This window comes from Algoriphagus aquaeductus, from assembly GCF_003253485.1.
GTDB lineage: Bacteria > Bacteroidota > Bacteroidia > Cytophagales > Cyclobacteriaceae > Algoriphagus > Algoriphagus aquaeductus.
Window position 1 is genome coordinate 171,732 of record NZ_QKTX01000009.1, and the last position, 13,294, is coordinate 185,025.

Below are 13,294 nucleotides of genomic sequence, written 5' to 3' on the forward strand. Positions count from 1 at the left end.
CTTTCTTACCAGAAAGTTAAGCGAGCTTAAAAATTTTCTAAAAAAGGTTGAAATCTGGAATGCTTTGGTCACTTGTACTGAGCTTGTCGAAGTATCGGTCATCGGTCTTCCGACCCATTAATCGAAGAGTATTTGGCTGGTGGTGTAATTGCGGACAATTATATATATGACTATTCGGAATGCTGCACGTGTTAAGCAATTTGAAATATTTTGATGATTTAAATCCCCCTAGCCCCCTTAGGAAGGAGGAATTTGCCAAAATCCAGCATCAAACCTTTAAATCCTTTGCCTGCGTGCAAGATTGCGGATACTCATTATCATTTAATAGTAAATTCAATCCATAAATTTAAAAATGAGAAAGATAATTTTAGATTTAGCCGTAAGCCTTGATGGATTTATCGAAGGTCCTAAGGGAGAAATAGATTGGTGTATAATGGACGATGAAATGGACTTCGAAGGGTTTTTATCCACTATCGACACGATATTCTACGGAAGGGTGAGTTACGATATGTGGGGAAATTATCAACCTGAATCCACGGCAAGGGAAACGGAATTGAAGCTTTGGGAAGGCGTTCACTCCAAGAAAAAATATGTGTTTTCAAAAAATACCCGGCTAGATCAAAACGCTACGTTTATAAGTTCAGGAATTTCAGAAGAAGTAGTTCATCTTAAAAGGCAAATTGGAAAAGACATTTGGCTTTATGGGGGAGCAAGCCTGATTAAAACATTTATTCAGCTTGGATTGATAGATGTTTACCGAATTTCCGTTCATCCCACAGTATTGGGCAGTGGCAAACCTCTTTTTGAGGATTTGAAGGAGCGGATGAACTTGAATTTGATCCAGACGAATAGTTTTAAATCAGGGGTCGTCCAACTGATCTATGAAATGAAGAAATGAGTTGGGTTGGTTTCGGTCTAGTTAATTCTTCCCGGATTATTATTTAGTGCTTGACTTCGATGGATAAATTATCAATAGAACAAATTGTCAGTTTCATAACTTATGGATTTGTCAAAATTGACCAAGCTTTTTCAGCTGACCTAGCGGCAGAGTGTCGCACCATATTATGGGAAGCCACTTCTTGTGACCCAAACAATCCCGAGACTTGGACACAGCCTGTAATCAGAGTTGGCGAATTAGGACATGAACCGTTTCAAAGGGCGGCAAACACCCCCATACTTCACCATGCCTATGACCAATTGGTGGGAAAGGGCAATTGGATTCCAAGAAATACCTTAGGTTCATTTCCGATACGCTTCCCAAGCAAAGAACCGTCAAATGACACGGGTTGGCATGTTGATGCTAGTTTTCCCGGGGAGGACGCAGGCAATTATTTGGAGTGGAGAATCAATTTTCGCTCAAAAAATCGCGGGTTACTCATGTTGTTTTGTTTTCGGATGTGACAGCGCTTGATGCACCGACCCGAATCAAGGCAGGTTCACATTTTGACGTTGCCAAAATATTGGAACCCGAAGGAGAAAGAGGTCTTTCTTTTATGGATTTGGCTCAACGGGTAAATACCCTATCTTCAAAAAAAGAAATTGCTGCCACGGGTAAAGCCGGCACGGTTTACCTGTGCCATCCATTTATTGTTCATGCTGCCCAAAACCATTACGGCACAACGCCGAAATTCATGGCCCAGCCGCCTTTGTTGACAAAAAAGGATTTTGCATTTGATACAAATGACCAGTTGCTTAGCCCGGTTGAAAAGGCAATTCGGATAGGGCTTGGGATGTAAGTGCTTCACTACTTACCGATCTGATACAAGAGATACCGTTTTTAGAAGTATAGCAAGAGATTTTTTGTCTTTCCATAGACCATTATACCCTATTCTGACTACCTGTTTGAAGGCGCTTTATTCCTTACTCACCAAAGAGCCCGAGAGTTAAGGAAGTTACTTCCCCCAACTGAGCGGATACTTTGGGAAGTACTCAACAATAGACAGATGGAAAGGTAGGACTGGGCGTGAAGGATTAACCCATGAAGGGTTAATCTGCCGAAGAGCCGGACAGAAGGGGGACCAACCGTTAGGAAACAGCCCTGTGGGCTGTTTTAGGTTTGGGCCAGCCTGCAGGGAGGGAGCGAGAGCCTGTCCCGAAAGTGTAGCGAATCGGGAGGCCAGGCAGTAGTGCTGGGAAATCCCCTAAAATTTCCTTTCTTAGCAAAACGAAGCATTTGATTATCAGCCAATCGATTGTGGGATAAGCCTCTATGGATTACTAGCCTTAAGTTTTCTACTGCTTGATCGCCTTCTCCTTAAGGAGAGAGCCTGTCCCGTGAAGCGCAGTGTATCGGGAGAGGGATGAGGTAGACCAAGGTTCTCAATGCTCCCGAAAAGCATCTGCAGGAAGTAGCTATTGCTGGCAGCATGTGGGATAGGTGGATAGGCCAATTACAAATTGGTTTGGATATTCGAGTAGGACAAGGCGTCAAAAAATCTTTCTGTAGGACTGAGCGTCAAAGATTAATCCTGAGGATTAATCTAGCGAAGGGCCGTGATGTAGGGAGGCCTTTTAGCCTTGGACCAGAATGTAGGGCAGGCAAATCCCACCCAGTCCCAACTATGATTTGACTACACCATAAGAGTACCTTAGACGGCCTACATCACAGGAGATGGGGGACTCGATATCTAGGTTGAAAAATCTCTTGTTTTTCATCTTTTATGATCATCGATTGCCATAAGCTTCTCGGCCTTTCAAAGTTCTCTTAATTGCTTTTATTGGAAAATATTTTCCTTTTTCATGGTCTTAATGGAATATATTTGCTAATAGGGTGACTTTAGTGAGCTATAATGGAAAATTTTTAATTCTGAAAATGTCATTTAAATGGAAAAAAAATTCTATTTAATGGAAAATATTTTCCAGGCTTCTTGTAATTTTCGGTTATAATGGAAAATATTTTACCCATACATCTTCAGGAAGTGATTTTTTCTTCAAGCTTGCCACAGATAAGCAAGCAAATTTCAAAGCTGGAAAAAGCTGGGAAATTGCGAAAAATAGCTCCACGTATCTATACGCCTAATTTGACGGATAGTCCGGAAATCATAATTAGACGAAACCTCTTTGCTATACTTGGTAAGTTATATCCTGGAGCTTTACTTAGTCACAGATCGGCATTGGAATTTAAGCCCACTTCAAAAGGACATATTTTTCTAACTTATACTTACACCAAAAAAGTTAAACTACCTGGGATTACACTCCGGTTTATGGAAGGCCACGTTCCAATTGATGGAGATAATCGGTTGTCTGGTGAATTGTTTGCTTCCCAAACTGAAAGAGCATTATTAGAAAATCTTCAAGTAAGCCGCCAATTGGGTCCTGAATCAAAAACGCTTACGCTACCAGAAATTGAGGAAAAGTTGGAAGGTGTTATTCGGTTGAAATCCGAGGCAGGATTAAACGAGTTGAGAGACAAGGCAAGAATGATAGCAGACAGCCTGAATATGATGAGTGAGTTTGAAAAGTTGAACAAACTCATCAGCGCTTTACTTTCTACTAAGGCTTCCAAAATCTTATCATCACCCTTAGCAGTAGCAAGGGCATTCGGCAATCCTTATGACCCGGCTAGATTACCTTTATTTGAAAATTTGTTTGTTTCACTAAAAACACAGGAGTTTAAAAGTCTCCCTGAAAGGAATACCAGCAATCAATCGTTTCGCAATTTTGCTTTTTTTGAATCTTATTTTTCCAATTACATAGAAGGGACGGAATTTGAACTTGAAGATGCGAAACGTATCATAGAAACAGACACTCCAATGCCTAATCGTGATGAAGACTCACATGATGTACTGGGAACATACAAACTGGTCAGCAATAGTACTGAGATGGAAATAACTCCATCCACTCCCGACCAATTGCTGGAAATACTGTTATATCGTCATCAAGTATTATTGAGTGCCAGAAGATCAAAAAAACCGGGCGAGTTTAAGGATAAGAATAACAGGGAAGGAGAAACCTATTTTGTGGATCACACCTTAGTCAAAGGCACCCTAATTAAAGGTTTTGACTATTATCTGGCACTTACAAATCCTTTTGCCAGAGCCATTTACCTAATGTTTATGGTGAGCGAAGTGCATCCGTTCTTAGATGGTAACGGACGTATAGCAAGAGTTATGATGAATGCGGAATTAGTTAAAGGAGGCCAAACAAAAATAATTATTCCCACAGTTTATCGGGATGATTATGTGGGTGCATTAAGACGGCTTACCCGTCAAAATGATCCGACTGCATTTATTCGAATGATGCATCGGGCATGGGAATTTAGTGCCACTATACAAGGTGATGATATGGATGCAATGGAGAAACATTTGGTAGCCAGCAACGCTTTTAAGGATCATGATCAGGCAAAACTGAAAATCATACAATCCTAGAATCAGCTGACTCCTTTCGTCTTTTCAAATTGTAAGTCATCCAATCCAGAGTTTTACTTCAAATCGAACTCCAATGCTCAATTTGACCCCTCCGCAAGCTCCCTCTCCATGTGGAGAGGGCGGGGGGTGAGGTAAATTGAAAAATACCCAGTACTGGGTATTTTTTTAGTTCCAGATTTTTCCCTTTCTTGAGAAACCAACTCACTACCTCCGAATTGCCAATCCTTAACCAACCGAACGATTTCAGCTTTTCGAAATTTCCTGATTTTCCGTTTCTATCAAATGCTCCGGCTCTTGGCTAGTGCAGTCCTTAATGGACCAGTAATTCCAAGTCTACCACTGCTCGATCGCCCTATCTTTAAGGAGAGGGAGGGGTGAGGTCGAAAAAGCCAACTACAAATTGGTAAGGATATCAGGGTGGAATTGCAAATCCCACTCAGTCCTAATGATAATTTGACTACACCGAATGTAGGAAAATCAACTATGAGCAATTGAACAACGACTTAAAAAAACAATTTTAATAAATGATAATTATAGCGAGTTTACGTTACCTGAAAATTTAACTAAAATTAAAAATTGATATGTATGATAAAGCATTTTGTTGAAGATCTACCAACAAATAGTTATGACCAGAAACTGGAAGAATTGAGTAAAATTTTTGATGTAGCACCTTACGATGTTGTTTCTTTGAAAATTCGGCCAGTTCGTGTTAATCTGAACCAATATGAGAATGCCTACGCTTCTGGTTGGGACAATCAAGATTTTCGCGAGTATTTAGAAAACAACAAGGAAAACTTTGACAAAATTGAAACTGATTATACCTCTGCCCTAATTGAAACAAAAGCAGGAGGAAAAATCATTTACATAGAGCATGAGACAGGCCCGGAATTAGTATTTGAGACCTTTAAGGTTGCTGCTGATATTACAACTATTATCGGATTTGTTTTAAGCATTATTAGAATATTCAAAAAAAACGATGACAAGCATTACAAGAAAGAGCATGGCCAAAATCGTATACGCGCTATTAGTATAGAAAAACGTAAGAAAGGCAAACGCGTCAAGATTATTAAGATAATCCAAATAGAAAATGCTGATAAATTGGAAACAGAGAAGGATATTAAGAAGATGCTAAGAAGATTAAAATAGGACAGAGAATTTTTCTTCCTCAATTGGAGGCGCATTTAAAGAAGAATGAACCTTAAACAAGTTTGTAGGTGACAGCAAATTTCTGAGAAGGTGGTTTAAAAAATTAATCTTCCCAAATAATACTCAAAATAGTCCTATATCGTTTCGTAGGAATACAGTATTCGTAGAAATCAGAATCCTCGTCATATTGATTTAATTTAAACCAAGTCGATTTACTAATTGTTTGCGCTTTTTCTTCGAGTGTGTAGATGAAATCATAATCTTTTTGAAGGTACTCCATAGCAACTGAATCAGATGGAGGAGGTAATTTGTTGTAATCGCTCATCCACACCTTAAGATCTTCCGATTTTTTCCAATATTTTACTCTTCCATTTTCTATAAAAACTATGCATATAGGATGTAGCTGAGAATGTTGAAGATATCGATAGACTGTGGCAGTCAAGCTGGTTCTAAACTTCTCGGATAATTCTTTTATAAGAGAAGGCGTGAATTTTTTTTCCATTGCTTCCTTAAGGAATAAATTTTCAGGCATTAGTAGCTCGCTGGCAAATTCATTAGCCTCAAGCTCCTGCTTTCCATTCCTTAAAGTGTTTTCCATCCCTTCAATAACATTGAAGTTGGCAAATGTGTCTTCCGGAAGCTCAAAGTTTCGATGCATAAGCAAGTGCCCGATTTCATGTGCAACAACGAAACGTTTCCTTTGCCCAAATTGGATTTTAGAATTCACTTTGATGATGGATTTTTTTTCACCAAAGATTATTTTTCCATCACAATTAGCCATTTCCTCTTCGATTAGGAGAACGTCCAATCCGACAGTAATCAGTCCGGCTACAAAAAAGTCAAGCTCTAGGTCTATCACGTCGTCTAGACCGCATAAGTGAAGGAGTTTCTGGGCCTCTACTTTTCCCCTATTGAGGCTTTTCATTCTCTTCCAGTTCTTCTAAAATCTTGATTAGATTTTTGTCCTTAATAATTTCAATAAGATCTTCTTTTGAGAGTCTTTTGAGGTTTCTGTACAAGGCCGGAGTAGGGTTTCCCTGCATCAGTTGATTTAGCATTGCCACTGGCTTTTCAATTCCTTTATCAAGAGCTGCTTTAAATTTGTCGACTACTTCCAAAAGCCGATTATTTCGCTCCTTTTGAGCTAAAGCGTTAATTTTGAAAACTATTTGCCTTTTCCTCTTTTCGTACTCCAAATTGTCTGAAACCCTCTCACTAAGCAATTCATCGATTACCAATCGGTCAGCTTCCTTGTAAAAAGTCAGTAAAGCATCATCAATCTTGTTATTGATATCGCTGTTCATAAAATTTCTTTTGCTTTTGATTTAATTTTTTGGAGCCTTCGCTCAAGTCGCTTTGTAATTACATAGACTTCCTTCACATCTATTCCAAGATCCGAAGCTATTTCAGCTGGCTTCGTAGTTCCTTCAAGCCAATAGTCAAATAATATTAATTCATCGTCGTCTGCCCCCGAAGATTTTAACATTTCAATTACCTGGCTTTCTAATTCTTTATTGTTGTTTTGAATTTCACTTTGATCTAACCCAGATAGATCAAGATTTTTTCCAGGAGGATTTAAAGTGAAAAAGTTGCTGATTTCGCTTTTCAAACAGCCGAACATAAATTCTCGAAAAGAACATTTGGCTTTTTCAAAATCTCTGGTTCCTTCCAAGACCTTTAATATTAAGTCGCTGACAAAATCTATAGGCTCCCTTCCCTGAAAATCCTTTAAACCACGAGTTTTCAGCCGGCTTGTTGCATATAAAGTCAATCGGTCTATAAGGTCATTTAGATCACTGGACAGCAGTTCTTCTTGTAGATTCAATCCTTCTTCTATTAGTGTATGCTTCAATTTGAAAAAAAATTGCCACTTCTCAGAAAAAAAAAAATAATCTGGATGGCAAAAAACGGTAAGTTGATAGCATTCTACTTTAAATAGGTCACCTGACTATAATTAAATGTATGGCATTTCTTAAAAAACCATGTCATACTGACAGCCTGTCACCTGCTATGTTAGTAATTCTGTCACTTACTTAGTAAATCAGAATAATATTTGGCAGTAATGAATAAGTTCCGACATTATCCGTCAAAGTTGCTGATTTTGTGACTTTTGGCACAAAGCATGTTAAAAAAGGTTAAACTAGTTTCGAAAAAGCTTAGTCGATTGATTCAAAAAAAAGGGGAGAGTCCCAGTTGGGAAAATAGGCTCTCTCCCTCTTAAACTTGGAGTGTGAGAGCCCAAAGGTAAGAGTTTTTTTATTTTCCCGGTAGGTACACCTTTTACCTAATTGATAGAAGGACTTAAATGCTACTACAATGGCTAAAACCGGAGATGGGAAGAAAATCGTCCCAGTAAAGCCCCACACCCGAAAGGTGGACGGGAAGACAATCAAGGTGCCTGGACATAGACGATCGACACCAAACTAAGGTCTTTTAGGCCTTGGGCCGGTCATTGGTCGGCCCTTTTTAAAAGTTTATCACCAAACACTAAAGAAAATGTTAAAATCAGAAGAAAACTGCTCTTACGAAAGAGACTTATGCAAGAAAAATGAACTAATCTCGTTGGGATCATCGAAGAAAGGAAGGGAATGCCATGCCTAATCCTAGAATTAAATACTATCCGGTTGGAAACGGGGATACATCTTTGATATCCTTAGAGGATAATACGACTATTATTGTTGATTGCAACATCCGAAACTGTGATGGCGATGATGTCTACGATGTTAAAGAAGACTTATTGAAAAGTGTCCAGTATGATAATGGTGTGCCGTACGTTGATGTATTCGTATTGACACATGGAGATCAAGATCATTGTCGTGGTTTCAAAAAGCATTTCTACCAAGGAGGACCGGAAAAATATTCTGATAAGGACAGAAGAGAGGGGCTAATCCGTGTTGATACTATGTGGTTCTCTCCTATGATTGCAGAGCAACATTCGAATGAAGATGAAGACGCATATCAGAAGGAGGCGGAACGTAGACTGGAACTTCATCGGAATAAAGACCCAAAGAAGGACAATCCTGGCAATCGAATTAAGATTATTGGGTATGATGGAAACTCCGATTACAAGGATTTAAATCACCTGAGGGCCGTACCTGGTGAAATTGTTACACGTTTCAATGACAAAGATCAATCACTCTTTTCGATCTTCATTCACGCTCCTTTTAAAGAACACCTTGAAACACTTGGTGATGACAAAAAGAATTCTACAAGTATCGTTTTTCAAGCAAGGTTCAAAAATAATCTCTTTCAGGTAGACTTTTCAACTCTAGCAATGTTCGGGGGAGACTCAGACCATACATCGTGGTGCATCATTTTAGAAAAAACCAAAAAGTATAAAAATGAGCATGCTCTGAAGTGGGATCTATTTCTTTCACCGCACCATTGTTCTTGGTCCTTTTTTAACGACCGTCCTCAAGCAGAAAATCCTGAGCCCAAAGAAACCTCTCTTCAAGTTCTTGAATTCAGGAGGTCAGGGGCAAAAGTTATTGCTTCAAGCAAAAAAATTGAAGATGATGATAATAATCCACCTCATTTTGAAGCGAAGAGACAATATGTTAAAAAGGTATCCGAAGGCAATTTTCTCAATATTGCTACTCATAACATTGTTGATGGTGTTCCGCAACCAATTGTCTTTGAGGTTACCTCCCAGGGAATTGTTAAACCAAAAGTAGCTTTGGGAACCGCAAAAGCCACGGGAACTGCAGGGCTTGGAATTGTTAATTCTCCTTCAACCTATGGATAAAAATAGATTTAGTTCTTCATTGTCCAATTTTGAAGGAAAGATAAGGAATCCTGAACTTAGGGATTCCTTATCCTTCTTTAAAAATAATTTCCCGTCTTTCAAAATAAGTATATGGAGCGATTCGCAAGTGGCGGTACCGCTTTCGTTAAACGTATGTTTGCCTTCGCTGGGGAACTATAACAATATTGATATTCGAGAAGAAGAGCCGGTTATTTTTGTATTTGACTTGGAGGATTATCCAACTAGAGCTCCATTAGTTTTTACTGATAGACTCGACTTTCCTAAGGATCAACTTGCGCATTTGTATATTGCTACAAATGATCGACCTCCTGCATTCTGTTATATTCGAGGTAGCCGCGATGAGTGGTATGCAAATAAAACTATTAAAGATCTCCTTGCTTTAATTCAGAATTGGTTACAAGATGCTGCTACTGGTGAGCTTCAGTTAAATGGGAAGAATTTTGATCCTTTGAGGTTGGAAGGATACTCTGGAACAATAATCTATGATTATGATTTTTTTGTGGATGTTGTTAAAAAAAATATGGGGATTTTTCCGAGCTATAACTTCGCATTTGGACTCTTCGAGCGAAGATCCCAGAAGAGTAGATCTACTTTTAAGTTTTTAAAGCTAGCCACAGTGGCAAATATAAGCAAGGTTGTGGAAGAATTTAAAGAGGGTTTAAACAATGATGGGAAATCTGAGGTAAAAAAGAACTTGCACTTTGGGTACATTCTTTGGGCATCAGGAGCTAATACTTTCTCGAATTATAATGTGAACCTGCCAAGAAAATGGAGTGAGTTTAGGTCATTCTGTGATTCCTTTGGTGTTGAAGTAAAAGAGTTTGAATCTTTTCTCTGCAATAAAGATTTTAATCATTTTGCAAACTTTCCAGTGATAGTGGGAATCAAGCGACCCAGTCAATTGATTGGGTTTTCATCAGACATCGAATTCATCAATTTTCAATTTACCGTATTTAATAAGGATAAAGGGGAATCACATTTCCTAAATGATGTCCCAATTAAGTTTTTCGCTCATAACCAACCTTTAACTCCTGGATTAGCTTCGAAAATTTCAGGCATTTTTCCTATTAAAGGATTGAAAATGATCTATGGATGTGGAGCTCTGGGTTCCAAAATTGCTATGCATTTTGCTCGAGGTGGACAAATAGACATGGTACTAAATGATCCAGACTCCCTTTCTCCACATAATTTGGTAAGACATTCGCTATTAGCGGATAACCTAGGGGAGAACAAAGCAATTGCATTGGCAAAAGAAATTAATGCGATTTATTCGGATATCGATTCCAATTTTACTGTTGGACATAAGGGCTTTAACTTTGACGACGATACCAAGTCTAAAGTAATAAAGTTGATTTCTTGGATATTTGACTTCACAGCTTCACCAGCTTTTTTTAATAAGCTTGTTGTTTCTAAGTCGATAGAACACGTTCGAGTAGTGACGTCGAGTATCTCTGATTCAGGAAATCTAGGTTTAACGATGGTGGAAGGGGAGACTCGCAACCCTCGAATTGATGATTTGCAAGTTTATTTGTACTCTAGATTTGAGGAAAATCCAGAAATTGAAGCTTGGCTTAAGCGTGAAATCATAACCCAAGATCACTCGAAATTAGATGTAGTTGTGGGTGTAGGTTGCAACTCTGAAACAACTGTACTTTCGGATTCTAGTGTGTCCTCCCATGCAGCCTTTTCTGCAGGTGTATTAAATGGTTTGCTAGTTTCTCCACCCGTACATGGCTTAATTTACCTCCAAAGAATAAAAAAAGAACCGTTTTTTAAGATAGAAACTGAGCAGATTGAGGTAAAGGCTTTTAAAGTCTTTAATGCAGTTAATAACGCTAATTGGGAGATACGCTTTGCTTCAAATGTTCTAGAGACTATGAGGGAACAAATGATAACCTCGGGAAAAAATGAAACTGGTGGAGTTTTGATAGGAATATCAAATGCTAAGACCAGGACAATTCACGTGGTCAATTTACTTCCAGCTCCGCTTGACAGTCAAGTGACCCCGGTTTGTTTTTTTCGTGGTGTAAAGGGATTGCCCGGTGCCATTAGAATGGTTACAGAAAATTCAGGAGGACAACTCGGCTACATTGGTGAATGGCACTCTCATCCTCACGGCCCTGAATCTGTGAGCGAGACTGACCTAAAGACTGTTCAACGGTTTAAGGCTGAATTTGATAAATTGAGGAGTCCGCTTCCAGTGTTTCTAACGATCTTGACTCCGGAGAAAATATTGCCTTTCGTATTTTGATTGATGAGAAATGTCTACAGATAAAAATCTAAAAAAAATGAACTCTGCCAATATCTGGGGGTTCTTTTTATTGAACCTCTTAATTTTCTCGGCTTGTTTTTTTGGGAGTGTTCTAGAAGAAATACCGGAGCAAATTCAGTCGTTTCAAATTGTTAGAGGCCTTGGGATACTGGCAGCTCCGATCCTTATTTTCATTTTAAATGGCATCCTGACCAGTGATCAAAAAGCGTTTCTTGTATTTTGGAAGGTTAGGAACACTTTGCCTGGACACAGGGCATTTACTAAGTATGCCAAAATAGATGCAAGGGTAAATTTGGATAGATTAGTTCAGCTTCATGGCGATTTGCCCACCGATGAAAAAGAACAGAACAAGCTATGGTATAGACTTTATAGGAATAATCGAGTGGAGACGGTAATCTCAAAGGCACATCAAAATTTTTTGCTTGCCAGAGACTTGACTTCTCTTTCATTTCTTTTTCTTCTTTGTTCTTTAGGAATGTTTATCGTTTTTAATTTTAAGCCAAGTTTTATTTATGCATCGATAGTTATATTTGAGTATTTAATAATGATGAGACTCGCTCAGAATCACGGACGTAAGTTTGTACGAGATGTTCTGGCGATTGAGTCAAGTAACTAAAAATTCCTGGAATTGCTCCCTAACTGGAAAAAGTATTGGAGCCTTGCCGAACCTGCCATTCTGGCCGATTTTGACCCATTGTACGATTTTTCCGTTTCCTTTGACTAGAAATCCATAACTTATGAGGCAGATCAACAATTTCTCAATCTAAATATCATTCATCTTTGGCTCTCAATTTTTTGTATTGCTCAAGAGCCTCATTAGCGGATATATTATCGAACTCCTCTGCAAATTTTGGGAAAGTCATATCTAATGCCTTTAAGCACTTTAAAATTGTCGAAAGTTTTGCCGACGTTTTGCATTGAATGATATCGGAAATCGTAGCCTTTCTGACTTCTGAGTTGTAGGCTAATTCCTTGAATTCAAAGTTTAATCCAGTCGGTATCGCTTTTCCTTCTTTTGCGAGTCGCTTTTTAGTTTCATTGTCAGCTTCAATTTTTGCTGAAAGGAAAAGTGAGATTTTACCTTTAATGATTCTCTCGTCATGTTTTTCCATGACATTAAGGAATGAAATCGAATTTTTTTTCAGTTACGGATTAGCGTAATTGAAATATTTTATCGATATTTCAATTGTGTTAGGGCCTGATATGTAGTTCTCTAGAATAAAATATGCCTAACTATTATTAAATCGTTTCACGAGCCTCGTAACAAAATCTGACAGTTTTCCGAACGAGGGGTAAGTGAGACGAGCCGCAACCTTATATTTGTACATAGGGTGGGCTCGCTCCTTATTTCTATTGTTCGGACCTTTGTGAAAGCAAGGGTGGCTTGTCAGAGCCATGTTACATTAGGAACTGGAGTAATAGCTCACCCTTCTTTTTTGGAAGTGTTTGCACTCCATTTCTATAAGTCTCGTTTTACCACTTTTCATGATGAAAACGAGCGTTTGGAATCAGTTGCTTACAGCTACCCTATGGGAGCTGGGGATCTTTGGATCCCCGGGCTTCTGTGCGCATCCGCTCCGGTATCACGGGTCACCTTGCTCTCATTACCTATTACCTATCAGGTTTGTCTACACGGGAGATCCGGGCCCCGGCTCCGCCGACCGCCTCTATCCTCTGAAGCCCAAGAATCCGATTTGAGAGATTCATTTTTATGACCGTGAAAGGGGAGGTGCACATCCCTGA

General features: G+C 38.9%; 11 protein-coding genes. 7 read left to right on the forward strand and 4 right to left on the reverse strand.

Translation table 11 applies throughout. The features are described from left to right. The first annotated feature begins 352 nt into the window (after positions 1-352). From CLV31_RS13465 to CLV31_RS13480, 4 genes are all read left to right on the forward strand, one after another. Positions 353-898 carry a dihydrofolate reductase family protein gene (locus CLV31_RS13465; protein ID WP_181452636.1) on the forward strand — a complete coding sequence of 182 codons (546 nt, stop codon included), beginning with the start codon at positions 353-355 and terminating at the stop codon, positions 896-898. A gap of 439 nt (positions 899-1,337) precedes the next feature. After that, positions 1,338-1,736 (forward strand): phytanoyl-CoA dioxygenase family protein, encoded by a 399-nt coding sequence (locus CLV31_RS22220; RefSeq protein ID WP_317048784.1) that lies wholly within the window; start codon positions 1,338-1,340, stop codon positions 1,734-1,736. A 1,149-nt stretch (positions 1,737-2,885) separates the two neighbouring features. Then, the gene (locus CLV31_RS13475; RefSeq protein WP_111393420.1) at positions 2,886-4,367 is read left to right on the forward strand and encodes a Fic family protein; all 1,482 of its coding nucleotides are present in this window, start codon (positions 2,886-2,888) and stop codon (positions 4,365-4,367) included. A gap of 585 nt (positions 4,368-4,952) precedes the next feature. Then, complete coding sequence (locus CLV31_RS13480; protein WP_111393421.1) at positions 4,953-5,513, forward strand: hypothetical protein; 561 nt, start codon at positions 4,953-4,955, stop codon at positions 5,511-5,513. 103 nt (positions 5,514-5,616) lie between these two features. On the opposite strand, the gene CLV31_RS13485 is transcribed toward CLV31_RS13480, so the two are convergent. The 3 genes from CLV31_RS13485 to CLV31_RS13495 all read right to left on the reverse strand — a co-directional run bounded on the left by CLV31_RS13485 (position 5,617) and on the right by CLV31_RS13495 (position 7,365). Beyond that, on the reverse strand, positions 5,617-6,438 hold the full coding sequence (locus tag CLV31_RS13485) for an ImmA/IrrE family metallo-endopeptidase (protein ID WP_111393422.1): 822 nt from the start codon (positions 6,436-6,438) through the stop codon (positions 5,617-5,619). Then, positions 6,422-6,751: a hypothetical protein gene (locus CLV31_RS13490; protein WP_146250899.1), complete on the reverse strand. Its 330-nt coding sequence runs from the start codon at positions 6,749-6,751 to the stop codon at positions 6,422-6,424. Before CLV31_RS13490 ends, CLV31_RS13485 begins: the two co-directional genes overlap by 17 nt. A gap of 62 nt (positions 6,752-6,813) precedes the next feature. Next, a complete protein-coding gene (locus CLV31_RS13495; RefSeq protein ID WP_111393424.1) occupies positions 6,814-7,365 on the reverse strand; it encodes a sigma-70 RNA polymerase sigma factor region 4 domain-containing protein in 552 nt (183 codons plus the stop codon). 741 nt (positions 7,366-8,106) lie between these two features. Between CLV31_RS13495 and CLV31_RS13500 the strand changes: the two genes are divergently transcribed. The 3 genes from CLV31_RS13500 to CLV31_RS13510 are packed head-to-tail and all read left to right on the forward strand — an operon-like array spanning position 8,107 to position 12,167. After that, on the forward strand, positions 8,107-9,258 hold the full coding sequence (locus CLV31_RS13500) for a ComEC/Rec2 family competence protein (protein ID WP_111393425.1): 1,152 nt from the start codon (positions 8,107-8,109) through the stop codon (positions 9,256-9,258). Continuing rightward, positions 9,251-11,530 (forward strand): ThiF family adenylyltransferase, encoded by a 2,280-nt coding sequence (locus CLV31_RS13505; protein ID WP_111393426.1) that lies wholly within the window; start codon positions 9,251-9,253, stop codon positions 11,528-11,530. The genes CLV31_RS13500 and CLV31_RS13505 overlap by 8 nt, the downstream gene beginning before the upstream one ends. Before the next feature lie 37 nt (positions 11,531-11,567). Continuing rightward, complete coding sequence (locus CLV31_RS13510) at positions 11,568-12,167, forward strand: hypothetical protein (protein ID WP_146250900.1); 600 nt, start codon at positions 11,568-11,570, stop codon at positions 12,165-12,167. 154 nt (positions 12,168-12,321) lie between these two features. Here CLV31_RS13510 and CLV31_RS13515 read toward each other — a convergent pair whose 3' ends face one another. Then, positions 12,322-12,663: a hypothetical protein gene (locus CLV31_RS13515; protein ID WP_111393428.1), complete on the reverse strand. Its 342-nt coding sequence runs from the start codon at positions 12,661-12,663 to the stop codon at positions 12,322-12,324. Positions 12,664-13,294: the final 631 nt, after the last annotated feature.